This is a genomic window from Aminobacter sp. LjRoot7, from assembly GCF_964252895.1.
GTDB lineage: Bacteria > Pseudomonadota > Alphaproteobacteria > Rhizobiales > Rhizobiaceae > Aminobacter > Aminobacter aminovorans_B.
Map to the genome: position 1 here is coordinate 360,118 of NZ_CAXUPX020000001.1, position 22,205 is coordinate 382,322.

The following is a 22,205-nucleotide window of genomic DNA, read 5'->3' on the forward strand; positions in this document are numbered from 1 at the left end:
GCAAATGCGTGGCTTTGGTGCTATTGAAGCCGCGAATTTCGCCATCCTGTTGCAACCTTCCCCAGGCAAACTGATGATTTCAATCGTCATTCCGTGCAAGAACGAGGCTGAGAACCTGCCGATCCTGGTCGGCGAGGTTCACGCCGCGATGGCCGGCCGCGACTACGAGATCATCGTCGTCGACGATGGCTCCACCGACCGCACGCCCGATGTTCTTGCCGAGCTCGCACGCAGCGCCGGCCGCCTGCGCCATGTCAGGCACGACCGTTCCGCCGGCCAGAGCGCCGCCGTACGTTCCGGCGTTTTCGCCGCGAAGGGCAAAATCGTCGTTACCATGGACGGCGATGGCCAGAACGATCCGGCCTACCTGCCCAAGCTCGCCGATGCGCTCATTGCTGCTGGTCCTTCCATCGGCATCGCCGCCGGCCAGCGCCTCAAGCGCACCGACACCAAGCTCAAGCAGCTGTCCTCGCGCTTCGCCAACGGCCTGCGCGAGAGAATCCTGCACGACGGCACCCGCGACTCGGGCTGCGGCCTCAAGGCGCTCCACACCGACCTGTTCCGCCAGCTGCCATTCTTCGACGGCTGGCATCGTTACCTGCCGGCACTTGCCCTGCGCGAAGGCCGTGGCGTGGTCCATGTCGATGTCGTCGACCGCTCGCGCATCCACGGTAAGTCCAATTACGGCATCCTCGATCGCGGCCTGCGCGGCATTCTCGACCTCTTCGGCGTGTGGTGGCTGCGCCGCCGCCGCAAGGTCGTGCCATCAGTCACGGAGCTTGGCCAATGAACCTGATCTCGGAACTCGGCACCTGGCTGCACGACGTCTTCATCGCCCAGTTCGACGGCTGGATCCTGCTAGGCTTCGTTGCCCAGGGCTTCTTCACCATGCGCTTCGTGGTGCAGTGGCTCGCCTCCGAACGCGCCAAGCGTTCCGTTGTGCCGATCGCCTTCTGGTTCTTCTCGCTCGGCGGCGGCGCGCTGCTTCTGATCTACGCCATCAAGCGCCAGGACCCGGTCTTCATTGCCGGCCAGGGGCTCGGCCTGTTCATCTACATCCGCAATCTCTGGCTGATCGCCAATGAGCGGCGCCTGGCCATGTCCAAGACGGACTGACCACGGCATGTCGACGACCGGACTCAAAACCTCCGCAACGTCCCGCAAGACGTTGACGCCGCTGACTTATCTTCTCCTCGGCCTGCTCGCCCTGTTTGCCTTCGCGCCGGGCACCTCGACCTTGCCGCCGACTGACCGTGACGAGTCGCGCTTTGTTCAGGCGACCAAGCAGATGGTCGAGAGCGGCGACTATGTCGACATCCGCTTCCAGGACGTGCCGCGCTACAAGAAACCCGCCGGCATCTACTGGCTGCAATCCGCCGCCGTTCTCATCAGCGGCCAGGGCAGCGACGCCCCGATTTGGGTCTACCGTCTGATCTCGGTGCTCGCCGGCACCTTCTCGGTGCTGGCGTTGGCCTTCATCGGCGACCGCATGTTTGGCCGGACCGCAGGTGTCATTGCCGGCCTCGGCCTGATGGGCATGCTGCTGCTGGGCGTCGAGGCACGCATCGCCAAGACCGACGCGACCTTGCTGGCCACCGCCCTGCTCGCCCAGGGCGCGCTTGCCACCATCTATCTCGGCCACAAGGCCGGCAGGCCGCAGGGCCGCGCCAACTGGCTTTTCTGGGCCGCCCAAGGTCTGGCGCTGCTGATCAAGGGACCTGTCATCCCCTTCCTCAGCCTGCTCACCATCGCCGGCCTCGTCGTGTTCGACAAGGACCGCGCCTGGTTACGCAAGCTTCGGCCATTCACCGGCCTGCTGCTGACCCTGCTAGTTGCTGCCCCCTGGCTGGTCCTCATCACGCTCAAGACCGGCGCCGAATTCTGGCAGGAATCGGTCGGCAAGGACCTGCTGAGCAAGGTCGGCTCGGGCCAGGAATCGCATGGCTTCCCGCCCGGATACTATTTCCTGACCTATTCGCTGTTCATGTGGCCCTTCGCGCTGGTGGCGCTCGAAGGCGGACTCAAGGCGCTCAACACCTTCCGCCAGGACCCGCGCCTGCTGTTCTGCCTTGCCTGGTACCTGCCCTACTGGGTGGCGATCGAGCTGATCCCGACCAAGCTGCCGCACTACGCGCTGCCGGCCTACCCCGCGATGATCCTGTTGATGACCTGGCTCCTGACCTCCAAGTCGGCGGCCAGCATCGAGCTGTCGCGCTGGCAGCTCTGGCTGCGACGCGCCGCCGCCTTCGGCATGTTCGGCATCAGCATCGGCCTTGCCGCGATCGCTTTCGGCATTACGCCCTATTTCCTCGGCCATGTCTCCTGGTGGGGGCTCCTGGCTGCCGTGCTGGTCCTGATCGCCGCGCGCTACGGCATTGGCGCGCCCGACGGCATGGATCCGGTCAAGCGTGTCGCCTTCGCCGCGGCGGCAGCCGCCTCGGTTTTCGGCGTGCTGACGCTGAAGATCCTGCCGCCGCTCAAGCCGTTGTGGCTCAGCCCCGAGATCGCCGAGCGTTTCGAGAAGCTGAAGCCCTGCCCGACCTCGGTGCTGGCTTCCGCGGGCTATGGCGAACCCAGCCTTGTCTTCCTCGCTGGCACCAACACCCAGCTGACCGACGGCAAGGGTGCGGCAGCCGCACTCATTGCCGATCCCGCCTGCGCCATCGCTGTCGTCGCCGAAGCCGAGAGCAAGGCCTTCCTCGCAGCAATCCCGGGCGGTGTCGACGCGCTCCGGCAACGCGGCATCATCGAAGGCATGAACTACTCCAAGGGCGAGCCGCGCATGCTGACCTTCTACACTCTGGCGAAGTAGCCGACCTCAGGGCGAAGGCACTCCAGTAGCCCTCATGGTGAGCCTGTCATTCGGCCGAGTGGACAGGTCAGCATCCACTAAGCGGGCCTGGAAGGGCGCACCCCTCAAAGAAAAAGGGGCGGTCGCCCGCCCCTTTTCCGATTTCCGATCACCCAGCGCTTACTTGATCGCCTTGTCGGTGATCGTTGACGTCCAGGCGCCGGTGGGCTCCTTGGTGATGATCTTCTGCGCCAGCAGCGCATCGGCCGTGCGCTTGTAGGCCGCCTCGATCAGCTTGCCGTCGGCATTGTCGATCAGCTTGGCCACTTCGCCCATCATGCGCTTCTGGTGGTTTTCATCCTGGCCGCCATTGTCGACGACGATGCCGGCGGCCTCGTCAGGATTGTCGACGGCATATTTCCAGCCCTTCATCGAGGCGCGCACGAAGCGAACCATCTTGTCTTCGAAGGCCGGGTCCTTGAGCTTGTCTTCCATCGCATAGAGGCCGTCCTCGAGCAGGTCGTTGCCCATGGCGGTGTAATTGAAGACGGTCAGCTCTTCCGGCTTGAAGCCGGCGTCGATCAGCTGCCAGTACTCGTTGTAGGTCATGACCGAGATGCAGTCGGCCTGCTTCTGGATCAGCGGCTGCACGTCGAAGCTCTGCTTCAGCACCGTCACGCCATCGGCGCCGCCCTCGGTCGACAGGCCAAGCTTGTTCATCCAGGCGAAGAACGGATATTCGTTGCCGAAGAACCAGACGCCCAGCGTCTTGCCCTTGAAGTCGGCTTCGGTCTTGACCGGACCGTCTTTCGGGCAGACCAGCTCCATGCCGGCCTTCTTGTAGGGCTGGGCGATGTTGACGAGGCCAACGCCCTTTTCGCGGGCCGCAAGCGCGCCGCCCATCCAGTCGACGATGACGTCGGCACCGCCGCCGGCGATCACCTGCTCGGGCGCGATATCAGGGCCGCCCGGCTTGATGTCGACGTCGAGGTTTTCCTCGCCATAAAAGCCCTTTTCCTTGGCGACGTAGTAGCCGGCAAACTGCGACTGCGTCACCCACTTGAGCTGCAGCGTCACCTTGTCGGCGGCAAGCGCCGCCTGCGCGGCGGCCAGCGACATCGCTCCCGCCATCAACGATACCATCAGTCTTTTCATCTTCTTTTTTCCCTCTGAAGTTGGACCGCGGCCCCGCCCAAGGAGCTCAGGTCACGCCCGCCCACCACGGACAGACGGATGCCAGAAAGTGGTGGCCCTCTCGATCAGGGCGACCACGCCATAGAAGACGGAACCGGCCAGAGCCGCAACAGCGATCTCCGCCCAGACCATGTCGACATTCATGCGCCCGATCTCGGTCGAGATGCGGAAGCCCATGCCGACGATCGGCGTGCCGAAGAATTCGGCGACGATGGCGCCGATCAGCGCCAGCGTGGAGTTGATCTTCAACGCGTTGAAGATGAAGGGTGCGGCCGCCGGCAGGCGCAGCTTGAACAGCGTCTGCCAGTAGTTGGACGCATAGGTGCGCATCAGGTCGCGCTCCATGTGGCCCGATGCGGCGAGGCCGGCGACCGTGTTCACCAGCATCGGGAAGAAGGTCATGATGATGACAACGGCTGCCTTCGACTGCCACTCGAAGCCGAACCAGATCACCATGATGGGCGCCACGCCGATGATCGGCAGCGCCGACACCATGTTGCCGATGGGCAAGAGCCCCCGGCGCAGGAACGGCACGCGGTCGGCGAGGATCGCGACGACGAAGCCCGAGGCGCAGCCGACGATGTAGCCGAACAGCACCGCCTTGAAGATCGTCTGGCGCACGTCGGCGGCAAGCGTCGGCAGCGATGCCGCGATGCGCGCGGCGATCGCGCTTGGCGGCGGGAGCAGGATGAATGGCACACCCGCGCCGCGCGTCACCCCCTCCCAAATGATCAGGATCCAAGCGCCGAAAATCGCCGGGATCAAGAGCCTGAGCAGCGTCCTTGCCTGCTTCGACACCGGCCGGATCGCCGACAAGACGGCGACGCAGCGCCATGCCAGCAGCCAGGCGGCGGCCAACAGCAGGAAGTAGGGCAAGCGCGCCATGCCTTCGTTGCCGGCAATGCCGGCAATCAGCAGCCATGCAGCGCCATGCGCTCCGACGAACAGCACGGCGGCACTGGCGATGCCGGAAAACATCGCGAAGGAGGCGACGCCGCTCAACGCAATGAGCCCGATGACCAGCGACGTCGTGCCTCTCGACATTGGTGCGGTTGCCTCGGCGGCGAGCATCGGCATCGTCGCCATGGCCACGGCGCAAAGCAGAACCGCCAGTGCGACCTGCCAGGATGGCTTGGAGTTCATCATGCCGGCCTCCCGCCCATCGAGCGTTCGACAACCTTGCCAACGATCCCCACCAGCACGACCAGCATTGCCGCCACCACCGAGCCGGCGACGAGCGCTGCCCACATATCAATGGTCTGGCTGTAGTAGGAGCCGGCCAACAGCTTGGCGCCAATGCCTGCGACAGCACCCGTCGGCAGCTCGCCGACGATGGCGCCGACGAGGCTCGCCGCCACCGCCACCTTCATCGAGGCGAACAGGAACGGCACCGAGGCCGGCACGCGCAGCTTCCAGAAGGTCTGCGACGCACTGGCATTGTAGGTGTGCATCAGGTCGAGATGCATGAGATCAGGCGAACGCAACCCCTTCACCATGCCGACCGCCACGGGGAAGAACGACAGATAGGTCGAGATCAGCGCCTTGGGGATCAGCCCGGTGATTCCGATTGCCGCCAGAACGACGATGATCATCGGCGCCACCGCCAGGATCGGGATCGTCTGCGAGGCGATGATCCACGGCATCAGGCTGCGGTCCAGCGCGATCACATGCACGATGCCGACGGCGATCAGGATGCCGAGTGCGGTGCCGAAGGTGAAGCCAAGCAGCGTCGACGACAGCGTCACCCACGAATGGTAGACGAGGCTGCGCGCACTGGTGACCTTCCTCAGAAATGTGTTTTCGAAGAAGTTCTGCGCCACCTGGTGCGGTGCGGGCATCGTCGGCTTGGGCTGCGACAGCGTCTTGCCGATGAATTCCATTGTCGTCGGCGTCTCGCCCGCGCGCCGGTCGAGATCACGCTGGAACGGCGCGTTCATGAAGACGGCAAAGGCATACCAGGCGACGACGATGACCGCGAGGATGGTGATGACGGGCACGACCCGATCTCGAACACGATCCATTGTGGCTCAATCCTCGTAGGAATGGCCGGCGCGCAGCCCATCGCGGACACGCGCTGCGATCGCCAGGAATTCTGGACTCTCGCGGATATCGAGCGGCCGCTCGGTGGGCAGCGTCGACTCGATCACGTCGGTCACACGACCCGGGCGCGGCGACATGACGACGATGCGCGTCGACAGATAGACGGCCTCGGGGATCGAGTGGGTGACGAAGCAGATCGTCTTGTTGGTTTGCCGCCAAAGCCTGAGCAGCTGTTCGTTGAGATGATCGCGGACGATCTCGTCGAGCGCGCCGAACGGCTCGTCCATCAGCAGAAGGTCGGCGTCGAAGGCGAGCGCGCGCGCAATCGAAGCGCGCTGCTGCATGCCGCCGGACAGCTGCCAAGGGTACTTCTTCTCGAAGCCGGAGAGGTTGACGAGGTCGAGCGTGCGCTTGATGCGCTCCTGCTGCTCGGCCTTGGACAGGCCGATGATCTCGAGCGGCAGGCCGACATTGCTCTCGATGGTGCGCCACGGAAACAGCGCCGCCGCCTGGAACACGTAGCCATAGGCGCGCGCCTCGCGGGCCTGCTCGGGCGACATGCCGTTGATCGAGATCTTGCCTTCGGTCGGCTGCTCGAGATCGGCGATGACACGCAGAAACGTCGTCTTGCCGCAGCCCGAAGGCCCAATGAAGGAGACGAACTCGCCCTTGTTGATTGTCAGATTGACGTCAGACAGCGCCCGCACCGGGCCGTCATTGGTCTGGAAGGTCAGCCCCAGTTGTCTGGCTTCGACGACGGCGTTCTGATCGACACGCGTCGCCGTGGCTTGATTGACTGTCATGAGCATTGCCCGACTTTACCCCACATAGTGCCATCCTCGTCGAAGATGAGGTAGGCGTCCACTTGATCAGGCGCTTTTTCGATGCGGATGGTGCGAACCGTGGTTTCGGTCTCGCCCTCGTGAGTACAGGTCGCACTCAACACTCTGGATCCATCCGCTGAAATCGACTGCGTGACGAATTCGCACTCCGTCACATATGTCGAGACGCCCCTCGGTGTGAGCAGGAGAAGATCGTCGGAGGTGGCATTGTCCGTCACGGCGTAGTTGCAGCCCGCCGCATTGCCGTAGTTGCCATCCAGGTCGATCGTCTCCGCCGCAGCACCCACTGCGATCGTCATCGCGGCGGCCGTCAATGCGAGCCGCCGCACCCGTTCAAACTCCCGTCGCCGGGATGCCCGTCCGTTCGACCTTGCGAGGTGCGGTGATCTCCTTCCACTGCGACAGCGCCCGATTGACTGCGGCATGCGGCTCACGGGCGACGAATTCGCCATGGCCGGGTTGCGCCTTGACCTCATGCTCTTGGATCGCCAGCTCGCCGCGCGTGAAGACGAAGCGCGGCAGGCCGGTCACCTCGATGCCCTCGAAGACGTTGTAGTCGATGACCGACTGCTGGCTCTTCGCCGCAATGGTCTTCTTACGCCTGGGATCCCACACGATGATGTCGGCGTCGGCGCCTTCAACGATGGCGCCCTTCTTCGGGTACATGTTGAGGATCTTGGCGATGTTGGTCGAGGTCACCGCCACGAACTCGTTCATCGTCAGCCGGCCGGTGTTGACGCCTTTGGTCCACAGCACCGGCATGCGGTCTTCAAGGCCGCCGGTGCCGTTGGGGATCTTGGTGAAGTTGCCGACGCCGGTGCGCTTCTGCTGAGTGGTAAACGAGCAATGGTCGGTCGCCACCACCTGCAGCGAGCCTGCCTGCAGGCCGGCCCACAGCGAATCCTGGTGCAGCTTGTTGCGGAAGGGCGGGCTCATCACCCGGCGCGCCGCGTGGTCCCAGTCCTTGTTGAAATACTCGGTCTCGTCGAGCACCAGATGCTGGATCAGCGGCTCGCCATAGACGCGCATGCCCTTCTGGCGGGCCCGGCGGATCGCCTCATGCGCCTGCTCGCAGGAAGTGTGCACGACATAGAGCGGGCTGCCCACCATGTCGGCGATCATGATCGCGCGGTTGGTCGCCTCGCCCTCGACCTCGGGCGGCCGCGAATAGGCATGCGCCTCGGGCCCGTTGTTGCCTTCGGCCAGCAGCTTGGCAGACAGCTGGGCGACGACGTCGCCGTTTTCGGCATGGACCAGCGGCAGTGCGCCGAGTTCGGCGCAGCGCTTGAACGACGAGTACATCTCGTCGTCGTCGACCATCAGCGCGCCCTTGTAGGCCATGAAGTGCTTGAACGAGGTGATGCCCTTGTCGACGACCTGGGCCATCTCGTTGAACACCTGCTCGCCCCACCAGGTGATCGCCATGTGGAACGAATAGTCGGAACAGGCCTTGGAGGTCTTGTTGTCCCACATCTGCAGCGCTTCGAGCAGCGACTGGCCGGGCGAAGGCAGGCAGAAGTCGACGACCATGGTCGTGCCGCCGGAAAGGGCCGCGCGCGTGCCGCTCTCGAAGTCGTCGGCCGAATAGGTGCCCATGAACGGCATTTCGAGATGGGTGTGCGGGTCGATGCCGCCGGGCATGATGTAGCAGCCGGTGGCGTCGAACTCATGGTCGGCATGCAAATTCTCGCCGATGGCGACGATCTTGCCATGCTGGATCAGCACATCGGCCTTCCACGTCCGGTCGGCCGTGACGATGGTGCCGTTTCTGATGACTTTGGTCATTCTTCAGTTCCCCTATTGTTGCCGCGCTTCTTTGCGAGCGCTGAGGCATTGGTTCAGATCATACAAGGATCACATGGTGATTTGGCGGAACGCCCGCATCTCCTCTTGAAGTTCCTCAGCGGCAACGTCCTCGTCGTCACCCGAGAGGTCCAGATTTTCGACCTTCGCCAGCAACTGATGGCGTAACCGGGGCTCCAGGGCCCAGAAATCCTTGTTCACGCGGAGGCAAGCTGAAAGCAGGTCGCCAGGATAATGGGTCACGCCAATCATCGGGTCTTCAGTCAGTATGGCGAGCGCCTTGGGCACCAAGTATTCAAGCCCAATCTCCTGCCCGATCAGAAGCCTGATCTGCTCCTTGGAAAAATCGCGGAGGCGGGTGTCGAGAGCAATTTCGCAACGTTCGACGAGTGGCGTCGGCGCAGGTTCCTTGCTCGCCGGCCAGGCAAGCAAGACCCTAAGCGTCCGATCCTCGTCGAGATTGCGCCTTGCCTTCACTCAACGATCTCCGCGGTCTCCACCACGGCGTGGAACAGCACGTCGCAACCGGCGGCGGCCCATTCCGGATAGATTTCCTCGTCTTCGTTGTGGCTCAGGCCGTCGACGCATGGGCAGAACACCATCGCCGTCGGCGCCACGCGGTTGATCCAGCAGGCGTCGTGGCCGGCACCCGAGACGATATCACGATGGCTGTAGCCAAGCCGGTCGGCGGCGTCGCGCACGGCTTTGACGCAGTTCTCGTCGAAGGCGACCGGGTCGAAATGGCCGACCTGCTCGATCTCGTAGGAGATATCCAGCGCCTCGCAGATCGTGGCGATCCCTTCGCGGATGCGCCCGTCCATGGCGTCGAGCACTTCCTTCTCCGGCGAGCGGATGTCGATGGTGAAGACGGTGCGGCCGGCGATGATGTTGCGCGAGTTGGGATAGACCTCCATGTGGCCGACGGCGCCGACCGCGTCGGGCTGGTAGTCCATGGCGGTCTCGTGCACCAGCTCGGTCACCCTTGCCATGCCGAGGCCGGCGTTGCGGCGCTTGTACATCGGCGTCGAGCCGGTGTGCGCCTCGCGACCCGTCAACGTCACTTGCAACCACTTCAGGCCCTGGCCGTGGGTGACGACGCCGATTTCGATATCCTCGTCCTCAAGGATCGGCCCCTGCTCGATATGCAGCTCGAAGAAGGCCTTCATCTTGCGGGCGCCAACCTTCTCGGTACCCTTCCAGCCGATGCGCTCCAGCTCGTCGCCGAAGCGAGCGCCATGGGCATCGGTGCGGGCATAGGCAAAATCCTGGTCGAGCACGCCGGCAAACACGCCCGATGCCAGCATCGCCGGCGCAAAGCGCGTGCCTTCCTCGTTGGTCCAGTTGGCCACGACGATCGGATGCCTGGTCTTGATGCCGAGATCGTTGAGCGTGCGCACCACCTCGAGGCCACCGAGCACACCGAGCACGCCGTCGAACTTGCCGCCGGTCGGCTGGGTATCGAGGTGGCTGCCGACATAGACCGGCAGCGCCTCGGGGTCAGTGCCTTCGCGACGGGCAAACATCGTGCCCATCTCGTCGACGCCCATTTCGAGCCCGGCCGCGTCGCACCACGTCTTGAACAGATGGCGGCCCTCGCCGTCCTCGTCGGTCAGTGTCTGGCGATTGTTGCCGCCGGCAATGCCGGGGCCGATCTTCGCCATCTCCATCAGCGAATCCCACAAACGCTCTGAATTGATTCGGAGATTTTCGCCTGGTGCGGACATGGTTCGGACCCTTATGCTTTCAACTCGACTTCAACGAACGACATAGGCTTGTCGCCAGCATTGACCACATTGTGCTCGACGCCTTCGTCGCGCCTATAGGCGACACCGGCAGCCATGTCGACGCGTCGCGTACCACCGCCGGGCTCTTCCAGCAGAAATGCGCACGGCGTGATCGTCGTCACGACATAGTCCATGCCATGGCGGTGCCAGCGCGTTTCCGCGCCGGGATCGAAATCCCAGCGCGTGACGCGGACCTTGTCGTCGTCGACGAGCACTTCGCTCGTCGCCTGTTGCCGCGCCTGGTAGGTCAATCCACCATCCTCAGCACTTCCCGGACGTGATCGATCAGTTCGTTGATCTGGCCCTTGGTGATGATGAGCGGCGGCGACAGCGCGATGATATCGCCCGTGGTGCGGATCAGCGCGCCGCGCTCGAACGCCTTGACGAACGCCGAGAACGCCCGCTTGGTCGGAGCGCCCGCAATCGGCGAAAGCTCGATCGCGCCGATCAGGCCGATGTTGCGGATGTCGATGACATGCGGCTCGCCCTTCAGCGAATGCAGCGCCTCTTCCCAGTAGGAAGCAAGCTCGGCGCCACGAGTGAGCAGGCCCTCTTCCTTGTAGGTGTCGAGGGTGGCGAGTGCCGCGGCCGAAGCGATCGGATTGCCCGAATAGGTGTAGCCGTGGAAGAACTCGATCATGTGCTCGGGGCCGGTCATGAAGGCGTCGTGGATTTCCTTCTTGACGAACACAGCACCCATCGGGATGACGCCGTTGGAGACGCCCTTGGCGGTGGTGATGATGTCGGGGATGACGCCGAAGTAGTCGGCGGCAAACGGCGTGCCGAGGCGGCCGAAACCGGTGATGACCTCGTCGAAGATCAGCAGGATGCCGTGCTTGGTGCAGATGTCGCGCAGCTTCTGGAGATAGCCCTTCGGCGGGATCAGCACGCCGGTGGAACCTGCGACCGGTTCGACGATGACGGCGGCGACGGTCGAAGCGTCATGCAACGTGACGATGCGCTCGAGTTCGTCGGCGAGTTCAGCGCCATACTCCGGCTCGCCCTTGGTGAAGGCATTCTTGGCCGGCAAATGCGTGTGCGGCATGTGGTCGACGCCGGTCAGCAGCGTGCCGAACATCTTGCGGTTGGTGACGATGCCGCCGACCGAGATGCCGCCGAAATTGACGCCGTGATAGCCGCGCTCGCGGCCGATGAGGCGGGTGCGCGCGCCATCGCCCTTCACGCGGTGATAGGCCAACGCCATCTTGAGCGCGGTATCGACCGATTCAGAGCCCGAATTGGTGAAGAAGACGTGGTCCATGCCCTCGGGCGCGATGTCGACGAGGCGGTTGGCCAGTTCGAAGACAATCGGGTGGCCCATCTGGAACGCCGGCGCATAGTCGAGCTCTGCGGTCTGCTTCTGGATCGCCTCGGTGATCTTGGGCCGGCAGTGGCCGGCATTGACGCACCAGAGACCGGCGGTGCCGTCTAGAATCTTGCGGCCGTCGCTCGACGTGTAATGCATGTCCTTGGCCGCAACCATCATGCGCGGCGCCTGCTTGAACTGCCGGTTCGAGGTGAACGGCATCCAGAATGCGCTGAGATCGTTGGGCGTAACTTTGAGCCTGTCCGACATGACCAAGCTTTCCTTTCTTCCCCTGTTTAGGTACGGCCAACGCTTGGTCTTCGGTGCGTTTTCATGCTACGCAATTTTTTGACCGAATGGACAAACGTTAGCACCGCCGCTTTGGCGGTCAAGGGATTACTACCGGAAATGCGGCTTGGGAGGCGCGCTCCACAGGTCAGCAAGAACTGGTCCAGCCGATTGGTCCAGAGACTGCAGTCACCTACCCTCGATTTCGGGACGTCATGACTATGGAAGGCTCGACACCGCGCGGCCGCACCCGCATCCAGAAGGAGAAGCGCGAGGTCATCCTCGAAGCCGCCCTGGAGGTGTTTTCCACCAACGGCTTCCGTGGTTCGACCATCGACCAGATCGCCGAAGCGGCGGGCATGTCGAAGCCCAATTTGCTCTATTATTTCAGGCGCAAGGAAGACATCCACGAGACGCTGATGCACCGGCTGCTCGACACTTGGCTCGCGCCCTTGAAGGAACTCGACAACATCGGCGACCCGATGACCGAGCTGCGCAGCTACATCAGGCGCAAGCTCGAAATGGCGCGCGACTACCCGCGCGAGAGCCGGCTCTTCGCCAACGAGATCCTGCAGGGCGCACCGCGCATCATGCCGATGCTGGAAGGCGAGCTGAAAGAGCTCGTCGACGAGAAAGCCGAGGTCATCAAGGGCTGGATGCGGGCAGGCAAGATCGCCAGGACCGACCCCTGGCACCTGATCTTCTCGATCTGGGCGACGACCCAGCACTATGCCGATTTCGACGTCCAGGTCCGCGCCGTGCTCGGCCCGGACCGTGGCGGCGACGGCCGCTTCGAGGATGCTGCCCGGTTTCTCGAGCAGTTGTTCCTCGAAGGGCTCAAGCCGAAGGGTTGACCGCCGCAGGCGCGTCCATCCGGACGCCTGGCGTCACTCGCAACGGCTGGGTTCTCTCGCCTTACTCCCTGGGCGCCATGAACTCCTGACGCGACAGCCTGCCATCGGCATCACGGTCGAAGGCAGCAACGATATCGGGGCGATTGCCATCGCTGCCGACCTCGCCTGGCGACAGGAAGCCGTCCTTGTCGGCATCGACAGCGGCAAACGCCCGGTCGACCAATGCCCGGTGATGCGCCTCGAATTCCCCGAAGTTCAATCTGCCATCGCCGTCGAGGTCCATTTTCCTGAACTGGCCGGCGCGATCCTTGCCGGCGCCTGACTCATCTGGCACGCGCACCGACAGTGACACTGGCTTGTCGCCCGCCCCGGTTGCGGCGCGCACGACGAACATCAGCCCAGGCTGGGCTTTATCAGCTTTCGGCGGCGCCGGCAGCTCGGCCGCCCCCGCCGGACCGATCTTGAATGTTCTGGCCAACGTGCCACCGAATTCCTCTGGGCTGAGCGCGCCATTGCCGTCGGCGTCCGCTTCCTTGAAGGCGGCCTGCAGATCCGGCAGCGCAGTTGCCGGCGACACAGCGAGCCCGACGCCGCCCACGGCGACGAGGGTGGCGAAAAGGGCCATGGATGGCCGTGCGTAGAGGCGAAGTCTGGTCATGTTTCTGTCCCATGCTGAGGGTGTTGAACATGCCGCTTCGGCCAGATAGGCGTCGATAAAACCGCGCACGACCTCGCTGGCCGGCTTCCCCTCGGCCCGGCTGCGGGCCATCAGGGCCTGCTTGGTCTCGTGCGGGATCCGGATTTCCAGCGTTTCGCTTTTCTTGGGAGCTCTGGTCATGGCGTGTCTCGTCTTCGCCGCCGGCTTGGCGGCCCACCAATCACGACAGGCCGCAGCACTCATTGAAACACGAGAGGCGTCCCGATGCAGGCGTTTTCGTGTCCGGACAGAGCGAAGTCACCACGCTTGAAGACAAAAGCGCCGCTGACCGCAGACCAGCCACCAATCGGGAAAGCACTTGCGCTGTCGTGACTTGGCAGCGGAAGTTGAATCTGTTCCTTCGCTGCCAGGCGGTTTAGCTTCCCGCTGCGATCACCATCAGAAAACTGCCGGCCAGCGCCACGTTGCTGACCACGCCATTGATTCGCGAGGCGCGGTCCGGGCCCTGATGATCCCAGAAATTGTTGAACATCAGCGTGCCGGCAATCAGAAACACGATCAGCGCCGCGGCCGCATAGGCAGCGTGAAAACCGACCACCAGCATCAGGCCGGCGGTGATCTGCAGGATGATCCCAGCCCATAGGACGAGATGGGCCTGCGGCACGCCGCGCGCCGTCATCATGCCTGACAGAAGCTTGGTGTTGGCGATGTTGCGCAGGCCGGCAAAAACGAAAGCGCCGCCGAGCAAAAGACGGCCGACCGCGGCCAGCGCCGAAATATCCGTTTCGAACATGAACAGCTCCTTGCGCGACCGCCATCGGCGGCCGCTGAAAAATGCTTTTGATTTTGGGAAGGCTCGAAAAGTCAGGCGGCCTTGGCTTCGGCGACCGGATGGACGGCGTGGAACGTCACGCAGAGCCGGTTCCAGGTGTTGATCATGCCGACCGCCATGGTGAGCTTGACCAGCTCTTCACCGGAAAAATGCTTCTGCCCTTCGGCATAAAGCTCGGCCGGAACACCGGCATCAGCAATGTTCGTGACGGCTTCGGTCCAGGCAAAGGCCATGCGCTCGCGCTCGCTGAAAAGCGGCGATTCCTTCCATGCCGCAACGAGCCAGAGGCGCTGCTCGGTCTCGCCGTCCTGCTTCGCCTCGCGGCTGTGCATGTCGACGCAATAGGAGCAGCCGTTGATCTGCGACGCGCGCAGCTTGATCAGGTGCAGCAGGCTGTGCTCGAGCCCGCATTCATTGATCGCGGTATTGAGCGAGACCAGAAGCTTGGTCAGCTCGGGTGCGGCGGTGTAGAAATTCATCCTTGGTTTCACGGCATCTTCCTTTCGTTGACGGTTCTTGTCTTCTGTGGCCGCTGGTTCAGCGCGACAAAGGCGCAGCTGGCGGCGACGATGCGCTGGTCGGTGTTGTCGGTGAAGTCGGTGACGATGTCGGAAAGCCGCGTGCCGGCGAGCGCCATCCGGTAGGCGCGCTCGGCCTTGAGCATGGCGACGTTGATGCCGCAGGGCTTTACATAGGCCGATGGGTCGAGCGCATAGCTGCCCTTCTGCCTGATCTCACCGCAACGGAATGCCGGCTCCCTGCCCTCGATCGCCAGCACGATGTCGAGCAACGTGATCTGCTCGGCCGGCTTCGCCAGCCTGTAGCCGCCGCTCGGACCCGGCACCGACTCCAGCACCTTCGCCGCCGTCAGAGCCTTGAGATGCTTGAGCAGGTAACTCGGCGACAGCCCAAAAGCCTCGGCCATGGCATTGCCCGGCAGCGTGCCGTCGCCGTCGACGCCAGCCAGCATTGCCGCACAATGGATCGCCGCCTCCACGCCATCGCCAAGCTTCATCGCCATCTCCTTATCGCGGATATTTTATATCGTGGATAAACATTATCCGCAATAGGCGCAGGCTGGAGGGACCCGCGTCGCGGCTCACTGCTTCGGCAGTTGTGCGATGGTGAAGATGCCGTCGATCTCCTGTGCCGCGATATAGGTCACGTCGGGCACGGTGAAGCGCAGGCGCATCTGCCTGACCGCGTCGACGAGGTCGATGGCCCACCCCTCCTTGAGGCGCCAGGCAGCAATCTCGTCCATGATAGGAAAGGCTTTGGCGCAGGCCGGGTCGACATCGATCTGCATGCCGCCGATGGTCATCTCGCGCTTGAGCACGACGTCGCAGCTCTTGTCGCCGGCCTCGTTGCGGATCTGCCATTTGCCGAGAAAGTCCGCGCCCTCGGCCTTGTCGAGCGCATCGAGGTCGAGCGACTGAAGATCGTCGGCCTGCGCCAACCCGGAAAGCAGGCTCGCCGCGACCATCCCACCTGCCACGATCAGCCGCATCGTCCCTCTCCCTAACGCAACCAGGGCGACGATATCGGCACGCGCGCGCCTTTGTCGAGCGGGGTCGTTCGGACGAGTTGGCGGCAGGCGCGAGACGTCAGTCGCCGTCGGCCGTCCCCTTCGCTGCAGGCGTCACGTGGCTGAGCACGCATTTCCAGCTTGCGCCGTCGCGGACGAAGACATCGCTGGTCCATTCGTCGGCTGTGAAACGCGGTCCGCGAAAATGGCCGCTGTTGGTCACCCGGGCGGTGTAGACGGCTGTGGCGCCATGGACCTCGACGCGTGGTTCGCTGGCAGTTCGCATCATGTCGTGGGTGAGGTCGCCCGAGGCGACCAAGCCAAGAAAATCCGCCTTGGCGGTGGCGCCGTCGGGGCCGACGATCAACCAGTCGTCGGCCATGAAGGCGCCAATGGCGGTGGCGTCATTCGAAACGATCGCCTCCGCCCAGGCAAGAGCGAGTTCAATGATCTCGCCCTTGTCGTCCATGGATCGCCGCCCCTACTCCGCCGCCACCTTGGCCATCGGGTTGTTGGGATGCGTCGTCCAGTTGGCATAGTGTGGCGACACCGGCTTGCCGGTGCGCTTGTCCATGGCGCCAACAGCGAGAGGCTCCATGGTGATGCAGCCATCGACCGGGCAGACATTGACGCAAAGGTTGCAGCCGACGCACTCTTCCTCGATCACCTCGAAGTGGCGCGCGCCGTCGAGCATGCTGGTGATCGCCTGGTGCGAGGTGTCCTCGCAGGCGATGTGGCAGCGGCCGCACTTGATGCAGGCGTCCTGGTCGATACGCGCCTTGGCGACGTAGTTGAGGTTGAGATGCTGCCAGTCGGTGACGTTGGGCGTTGCACGGCCAACGATGTCGTCGAGCGACTTGTGGCCCTTCTCGTCCATCCAGTTTTCGAGGCCGGCGATCATCTCCTGCACGATCTTGAAGCCGTAGGTCATGGCTGCAGTGCAGACCTGCACGTTGCCGGCACCAAGCGCCATGAATTCGGCCGCATCGCGCCAAGTGGTGATGCCGCCGATGCCGGAGATCGGCAGCCCGGCGGTTTCAGGGTCGCGAGCGATCTCGGCCACCATGTTCATGGCGATCGGTTTGACCGCTGGGCCGCAATAGCCGCCATGCGAGCCCTTGCCGTCGATTGTCGGCTGCGGCGCGAAGCTGTCGAGATCGACGCCTGTTATCGAGTTGATGGTGTTGATCAGCGACACCGCGTCGGTGCCGCCGGCGAGTGCGGCGCGCGCGGGCTTGCGCACGTCGGTGATGTTGGGCGTCAGCTTGGTGATGACGGGCATGCGGGTGTTTGCCTTGCACCAGCGCACCACCATCTCGATGTATTCGGGCACCTGGCCGACAGCAGCACCCATGCCGCGCTCCGACATGCCGTGCGGGCAGCCGAAATTGAGCTCGATACCGTCGGCGCCGGTCTCCTCGACCACAGGCAGTATCGCCTTCCAGGCTTCCTCGATGCAGGGCACCATCAGCGACACGACGATCGCCCGGTCGGGCCACTCCATCTTGGTCTGCTTGATCTCGCGCAGGTTGGTCTGCAGGTCGCGATCGGTGATCAGCTCGATGTTGTTGAGGCCGAGCAGGCGCCGGTCGGCACCCCAGATCGCGCCATAGCGCGGGCCATTGACGTTGACGACGGGCGGGCCTTCCTCGCCCAGCGTCTTCCAGACCACTCCACCCCAGCCTGCCTTGAAGGCGCGGACGACGTTGTAGGCCTTGTCGGTCGGCGGCGCGGACGCCAGCCAGAACGGGTTGGGCGACTTGATGCCGACGAAATTGTTGCGGATGTCTGCCATCTTGTCCTCCCTCAGCCGACCAGGGCGCGGTGGATGGATTCAGCCGCGTCGCGCCCTTGCGCCACGGCCGAGACGGTCAGGTCGTCGCCTCCTGCGATGCAGTCGCCACCGGCCCAGACCTTGGCGAGCGAGGTGCGGCCTTCGCCATCGACCTTGATGCGGCCGCCTTCCATGGCAACCGAGGGGCCGCTGCCATTAAGCGCCGAAGGCTCGAAGCTCTGGCCGATCGCCTTGAACACCTGGTCGGCGGCAAGCCTGACGATCTCGCCAGTGCCGCTCAGCTTGTCGCCCTTCATCGCAGTGTATTCGAGCTCGATGGCAACGACCTTGCCGCCTTCCGAAATGACCTTCTTCGGCTGCAGCCAGTGACGGATGACGACGCCGTTGGCAGCCGCCAGATCCTGTTCGAACTCCGAAGCGTTCATGTGCTCTTGGCCGCGGCGGTAGCAGATCGTCACCTCCTCGGCGCCAAGCAGCTTGGACTGCACGGCGGCGTCAACCGCCGTCATGCCACCACCGATGACGACGACGCGGCGCCCGACCGGCAGGCCGGCGAGATCACTCGACTGGCGCAGCACAGAGATGAAGTCGACGGCGTTGGAGACACCAGAGGCATCCTCGCCTTCGGCGCGCAGCGCATTGACGCCGGCGAGGCCGAGACCGAGGAACACCGCGTCATAAGAAGAGGTCAGGTCGGCGAGATGGTAGTCGCGGCCGAGCGCCTTGCCGTTCTCGGTGTTGATGCCGCCGATCGCGGTGACGTAGTCGACTTCCGCCTGGGCGAAATCGTCGGTGCTCTTGTAGGCGGCGATGCCGTATTCGTTGAGGCCGCCCGACTTGGGCCGCGCCTCAAGGATTGTCACGTCATGGCCGTGGCGCGCCAGGCGGTGCGCGGCGGCAAGGCCGGCCGGGCCCGCGCCGACGATAGCGACCTTCTTGCCGGTCGGCTCGGCGCGGCTGTAGAACTGCTTGCCCTGCTGCATCGCGACATCGGTGGCGTAGCGCTGCAGGCGGCCGATCTGCACCGGCTTGCCTTCGGCGACCTCGCGGACGCAGACCTCTTCGCACAAGGTCTCGGTCGGGCAGACTCGCGCGCACATGCCGCCGAGGATGTTCTGGTCGAAGATCGTCTTGGCCGAACCGATCGGATTGCCGGTCGAGATCTGGCGGATGAACATCGGGATGTCGATCGATGTCGGGCATGCCTGCATGCAGGGCGCATCGTAGCAGAAATAGCAACGATCCGACTCCACCAGCGCCTCGTGATGGTCGAGCGCGGGGTGCAGGTCGGAGAAATTATCGGCGTATTGTGCTGGCGCAAGGCGGCCGCCGACGATGCCTTCCTTGAAAAGACCTTCTGCCATTCCAGTTCCCCAATTTATTCTCGTTTTGAGGAAGCGTAGCACGTTCTATTTTTTTATCAATTGGTCAATTTTTGGCGTAAGCCTTTGATTTTGCGTGAAAATAAGATGATTATTTTGGTCAAGATTTGCTGATTCTGGGGTGATTCCTTCCGTTGGGAGAGGCAGGGCATTGGCAAGGCCTTCTCCCCTTGCGGGAGAAGGCCTGTTCTCGCCTTGCCACGCCCCGTTTCCGGTCTGGCTATTGTTTGAGAAAACTTCGGGAAGCGGGGCGCGAGGCCGTGCCTTCCGATTGTAAGTATGTGGCGCGACGTTCGCGCCCCGCCCGGTGTTCTTGCCCCGCTCAGTCGCCTCGGCTTTCACCGCCAGCCGCCGCAAGGCCCGGGCTTGGGGGCTCATCACCCAGCAGGAGATCCGACCTCCTGCCAGCCCGGCACCGGCGCTTCCCCCCGCTGCCCGGTGCGCACCGGAGTCCCGTGGAAGATCGCAAGGGGGATTTTACGGGAGGTGGAGAGGGCGAGGACAAACCGGGGCGGTTATCCACGCGGGTTGGTGACAGAGATGCTGACAGGGAGCGGGTTCAAAGGGTGGTTCGGTAGCGCCCTACGAAGCCAACCTTCCCCTCGGTGATCCTTCGCACCCCCCTCTGACCTGCCGGCCATCTCCCCCACAAGGAGGGAGATTAGTCGCGTCGCTGGCGGCGCCCATTCTGCAACGCCCCACGGAAAAGCGCGGAAGGACTGGCGACCTTGGCGATTGGCCGCGGCGGCGATGACGGCCTGATCTCCCCCTGCGGGGGAGATGCCCGGCAGGGCAGAGGGAGTGGGAAGGATCGCGGCTGAGGCGATCTGCGGGAATTCCGCTTGGCGATGGTGTTCAGAAAAATGGAGGGGCGTGGAGAAGTTGTCCACACCCTCACCCTTCCTGACCGCCGGCACACTAGCGCCGAAGCGACCGGCGTTATCCGGCGTTCGAGCCACCACCAGTGCCCGCCCCTCACGCCTCCGGCGTGATGTCGTGCGCGCCTGGCACAGCTCCCTTGCCAAGGCTGATGACCGGTTCCATGGCTTCGAAGGCACTGGGCGGGAGGTGGCATTTGATCTGGTGGCCGTTGCCGAACTCGCGCACCGGCGGCACCTGGGTCTCGCAGAGATTGCCCGGAACCTGGCTCTTGTAGCGGCAGCGGGTCTGGAACGGGCAACCCGGCGGCGGGTTCATTGCCGAGGGAATGTCACCTTCGAGCACGATATGCTTCTTCACCACCGACGTGTCGGCAATCGGGATCGCCGAGAGCAGTGCCTCGGTATAGGGGTGATAGGGCGGAGAGAAAATCTGGTCGGTGGTGCCCTGCTCGACGATGTGGCCGAGATACATGACCACCACGCGGTCGGCGATGTAGCGCACGACTGAGAGATCGTGGCTGATGAACAGCATCGTCGTCTTCGACTTGCGCTGGATGTCCATCAGAAGCTCGGTCACGGCTGCCTGGACCGAGACGTCGAGCGCCGAGACCGGCTCGTCGGCGACGACGACCCTGGCCTGGCCGGCGAAGGCGCGGGCGACGCCGATGCGCTGCTTCTGCCCGCCCGAGAGCTGGCGCGGCATGCGTTCGGCGAAAGCGCGTGGCAGCTTGACCAGGTCGAGCAGCTCCAGCATGCGCTGCTTGCGGTCGTTTGCCGTCTTGCCGACCTTGAACTTCTCCAGCGTGCGCACGATCTGCGAGCCCACCGAATGGCTCGGGTTGAGCGTGTCGAACGGGTTTTGGAACACCATCTGGATCGACGCGACGGTGGCGACGTCGCGGTCCTCGATGCCGGTCGACTGGATCTCCTTGTTGCCGAGCAGCACCTTGCCGGAACTGGCCGTCTCGAGGCCGAGCAACACCTTGGCAAGCGTCGATTTTCCGCAGCCGCTCTCGCCGACGATGGCGACGGTTTCGGATTCGCGCGCCTCGAAACTGATGGTCTCATTGGCCTTGACCACCCTGCCCTCGCTGGAGCCGAAGACCTCGCTGCCGCCGACGCGGTAATATTTCCTGAGGTCCTCAATCCGGAGCACCGGCGCGCCCGGCTTGACCGGCTCGTGCTTCTTTTCGGCGCCCGGCGGCATGGCCGCCCAGTCGATCTCGTTGAAGCGCACGCAGCGACTGAAATGGCCGTCGTGCCCAGTGACCGGGATCATCGGGATTTCGTCGGCGTTGCAGACGCCTTCGACGAAATGGTGGCAGCGCGGGCCGAAATTGCAGCCCTTGGGACGCTGGTGCGGCAAAGGCAGCTGGCCGGGAATGGCGACCAGCGGGCGCGAGTTCTTGTCAGCACCCGGCAGCGGAATCGAGCGGAACAGCCCCTGCGTATAGGGGTGGCGCATCCGGTCGAAGACGTCCTTGATCGAGCCGGTCTCCACCGCCTCGCCCGAATACATCACTGTAATCCGGTCACAGGTCTCGAGGATCAGCCCGAGATTGTGCGACACGAAGATCATCGAGGTGCCGAACTGCTTGCCGAGCCCCTTGACCAGTTGAACGATACCGGCCTCGACGGTGACGTCGAGCGCCGTCGTCGGCTCATCGAGCAAAAGCAGCGCCGGATTGGACAGCAGCGCCATGGCAATGACGATGCGCTGCTGCTGGCCGCCAGAGAGCTGGTGCGGGAAGGAGCGCATCATGCGCTCGGGGTCGGGCAGCTTGACGGAGCGGACCATTTCCAGTGCGCGTTTGTAGGCCTCTTCCTTCGACACCTTGTCGTGGATCATCGGCACTTCCATCAGCTGCTGGCCGACCTTCATCGCCGGGTTCAGGCTGGCCATCGGCTCCTGGTAGATCATGGCGATCTTGTTGCCGCGGATGGAGCGCAGCTCCTCGTCGGACATGTCGCCCATGTCCTTGCCCTGGAACTTGATGCGGCCGCCGACGATCTTTCCGATGTTGGAGAGGTCGCGCATGATACCGAGCGACACGGTCGACTTGCCGCAGCCGCTTTCGCCGACGATTCCCATCGCCTCGCCCGGCATGACGGTGCAGGAAAAATCCATCACCGCAGGGATTTCGCCGCGGCGGGTGAAGAACGAGATCGACAGGTTTTCGATCTCGATGATCGGTTCGGCGGCAGCGTTTCTGACGGTCTCGTTCATGAC

Annotated in this window: 23 protein-coding genes; 4 read left to right on the forward strand and 19 right to left on the reverse strand. The window is 63.7% G+C overall.

The window, feature by feature from the left end; genetic code table 11:
- Positions 1-73 precede the first annotated feature (73 nt).
- From ACSQ3E_RS01805 to ACSQ3E_RS01815, 3 genes are read left to right on the forward strand one after another with little or no spacing between them, the layout of a single operon-like run.
- Positions 74-790 carry a glycosyltransferase family 2 protein gene (locus tag ACSQ3E_RS01805; RefSeq protein WP_436121371.1) on the forward strand — a complete coding sequence of 239 codons (717 nt, stop codon included), beginning with the start codon at positions 74-76 and terminating at the stop codon, positions 788-790.
- Entirely contained in the window at positions 787-1,116 is a 330-nt protein-coding gene (locus tag ACSQ3E_RS01810; protein WP_067960293.1) for a lipid-A-disaccharide synthase N-terminal domain-containing protein, read from the forward strand. Before ACSQ3E_RS01805 ends, ACSQ3E_RS01810 begins: the two co-directional genes overlap by 4 nt.
- A 7-nt stretch (positions 1,117-1,123) precedes the next feature.
- Entirely contained in the window at positions 1,124-2,812 is a 1,689-nt protein-coding gene (locus tag ACSQ3E_RS01815) for an ArnT family glycosyltransferase (protein WP_436121372.1), read from the forward strand.
- 159 nt (positions 2,813-2,971) lie between these two features.
- On the opposite strand, the gene ACSQ3E_RS01820 is transcribed toward ACSQ3E_RS01815, so the two are convergent.
- From ACSQ3E_RS01820 to ACSQ3E_RS01865, 10 genes are all read right to left on the reverse strand, one after another.
- Positions 2,972-3,946, reverse strand: a complete 975-nt coding sequence (locus ACSQ3E_RS01820) for an ABC transporter substrate-binding protein (protein WP_310317033.1) — start codon at positions 3,944-3,946, stop codon at positions 2,972-2,974.
- Positions 3,947-3,997: 51 nt separating this feature from the next.
- Positions 3,998-5,131, reverse strand: coding sequence for an ABC transporter permease (locus ACSQ3E_RS01825; RefSeq protein WP_436121373.1), 1,134 nt, complete (start codon positions 5,129-5,131; stop codon positions 3,998-4,000).
- Positions 5,128-6,006 (reverse strand): ABC transporter permease, encoded by an 879-nt coding sequence (locus tag ACSQ3E_RS01830; RefSeq protein WP_436121374.1) that lies wholly within the window; start codon positions 6,004-6,006, stop codon positions 5,128-5,130. The genes ACSQ3E_RS01825 and ACSQ3E_RS01830 overlap by 4 nt, the downstream gene beginning before the upstream one ends.
- Before the next feature lie 6 nt (positions 6,007-6,012).
- Positions 6,013-6,834, reverse strand: coding sequence for an ABC transporter ATP-binding protein (locus tag ACSQ3E_RS01835; protein WP_310317026.1), 822 nt, complete (start codon positions 6,832-6,834; stop codon positions 6,013-6,015).
- Complete coding sequence (locus ACSQ3E_RS01840) at positions 6,825-7,166, reverse strand: hypothetical protein (RefSeq protein WP_436121375.1); 342 nt, start codon at positions 7,164-7,166, stop codon at positions 6,825-6,827. The genes ACSQ3E_RS01835 and ACSQ3E_RS01840 overlap by 10 nt, the downstream gene beginning before the upstream one ends.
- Before the next feature lie 34 nt (positions 7,167-7,200).
- Positions 7,201-8,652: a dihydropyrimidinase gene (gene hydA / locus ACSQ3E_RS01845; RefSeq protein ID WP_436121376.1), complete on the reverse strand. Its 1,452-nt coding sequence runs from the start codon at positions 8,650-8,652 to the stop codon at positions 7,201-7,203.
- Positions 8,653-8,721: 69 nt separating this feature from the next.
- On the reverse strand, positions 8,722-9,147 hold the full coding sequence (locus tag ACSQ3E_RS01850) for a contact-dependent growth inhibition system immunity protein (RefSeq protein ID WP_436121377.1): 426 nt from the start codon (positions 9,145-9,147) through the stop codon (positions 8,722-8,724).
- Complete coding sequence (locus ACSQ3E_RS01855) at positions 9,144-10,394, reverse strand: Zn-dependent hydrolase (protein WP_436121378.1); 1,251 nt, start codon at positions 10,392-10,394, stop codon at positions 9,144-9,146. The genes ACSQ3E_RS01850 and ACSQ3E_RS01855 overlap by 4 nt, the downstream gene beginning before the upstream one ends.
- An 11-nt stretch (positions 10,395-10,405) precedes the next feature.
- The gene (locus ACSQ3E_RS01860; protein ID WP_310317013.1) at positions 10,406-10,705 is read right to left on the reverse strand and encodes a cupin domain-containing protein; all 300 of its coding nucleotides are present in this window, start codon (positions 10,703-10,705) and stop codon (positions 10,406-10,408) included.
- The gene (locus ACSQ3E_RS01865; protein WP_436121379.1) at positions 10,702-12,030 is read right to left on the reverse strand and encodes an aspartate aminotransferase family protein; all 1,329 of its coding nucleotides are present in this window, start codon (positions 12,028-12,030) and stop codon (positions 10,702-10,704) included. The genes ACSQ3E_RS01860 and ACSQ3E_RS01865 overlap by 4 nt, the downstream gene beginning before the upstream one ends.
- Positions 12,031-12,269: 239 nt before the next feature.
- Here ACSQ3E_RS01865 and ACSQ3E_RS01870 point away from each other — a divergent pair, with 239 nt between their 5' ends.
- Positions 12,270-12,902, forward strand: a complete 633-nt coding sequence (locus ACSQ3E_RS01870; RefSeq protein WP_436121960.1) for a TetR family transcriptional regulator C-terminal domain-containing protein — start codon at positions 12,270-12,272, stop codon at positions 12,900-12,902.
- 61 nt (positions 12,903-12,963) lie between these two features.
- On the opposite strand, the gene ACSQ3E_RS01875 is transcribed toward ACSQ3E_RS01870, so the two are convergent.
- The 9 genes from ACSQ3E_RS01875 to ACSQ3E_RS01915 form a co-directional block, all read right to left on the reverse strand.
- On the reverse strand, positions 12,964-13,740 hold the full coding sequence (locus ACSQ3E_RS01875; RefSeq protein WP_436121380.1) for an EF-hand domain-containing protein: 777 nt from the start codon (positions 13,738-13,740) through the stop codon (positions 12,964-12,966).
- Between the two features lie 235 nt (positions 13,741-13,975).
- Positions 13,976-14,353: a DoxX family protein gene (locus ACSQ3E_RS01880; protein WP_310317000.1), complete on the reverse strand. Its 378-nt coding sequence runs from the start codon at positions 14,351-14,353 to the stop codon at positions 13,976-13,978.
- A gap of 71 nt (positions 14,354-14,424) precedes the next feature.
- Entirely contained in the window at positions 14,425-14,883 is a 459-nt protein-coding gene (locus ACSQ3E_RS01885) for a carboxymuconolactone decarboxylase family protein (RefSeq protein ID WP_436121381.1), read from the reverse strand.
- Positions 14,880-15,407 carry an RrF2 family transcriptional regulator gene (locus ACSQ3E_RS01890; RefSeq protein ID WP_436121382.1) on the reverse strand — a complete coding sequence of 176 codons (528 nt, stop codon included), beginning with the start codon at positions 15,405-15,407 and terminating at the stop codon, positions 14,880-14,882. Before ACSQ3E_RS01890 ends, ACSQ3E_RS01885 begins: the two co-directional genes overlap by 4 nt.
- A gap of 84 nt (positions 15,408-15,491) precedes the next feature.
- Complete coding sequence (locus ACSQ3E_RS01895; RefSeq protein ID WP_436121383.1) at positions 15,492-15,899, reverse strand: AprI/Inh family metalloprotease inhibitor; 408 nt, start codon at positions 15,897-15,899, stop codon at positions 15,492-15,494.
- A 97-nt stretch (positions 15,900-15,996) separates the two neighbouring features.
- Positions 15,997-16,386, reverse strand: a complete 390-nt coding sequence (locus tag ACSQ3E_RS01900) for a nuclear transport factor 2 family protein (protein WP_436121384.1) — start codon at positions 16,384-16,386, stop codon at positions 15,997-15,999.
- A 12-nt stretch (positions 16,387-16,398) separates the two neighbouring features.
- Positions 16,399-17,712: an NAD-dependent dihydropyrimidine dehydrogenase subunit PreA gene (preA, locus tag ACSQ3E_RS01905; protein WP_436121385.1), complete on the reverse strand. Its 1,314-nt coding sequence runs from the start codon at positions 17,710-17,712 to the stop codon at positions 16,399-16,401.
- Positions 17,713-17,723: 11 nt separating this feature from the next.
- Positions 17,724-19,076 carry an NAD(P)-dependent oxidoreductase gene (locus ACSQ3E_RS01910; protein ID WP_436121386.1) on the reverse strand — a complete coding sequence of 451 codons (1,353 nt, stop codon included), beginning with the start codon at positions 19,074-19,076 and terminating at the stop codon, positions 17,724-17,726.
- 993 nt (positions 19,077-20,069) lie between these two features.
- Positions 20,070-22,202 (reverse strand): dipeptide ABC transporter ATP-binding protein, encoded by a 2,133-nt coding sequence (locus tag ACSQ3E_RS01915; protein ID WP_436121387.1) that lies wholly within the window; start codon positions 22,200-22,202, stop codon positions 20,070-20,072.
- Positions 22,203-22,205 lie beyond the last annotated feature (3 nt).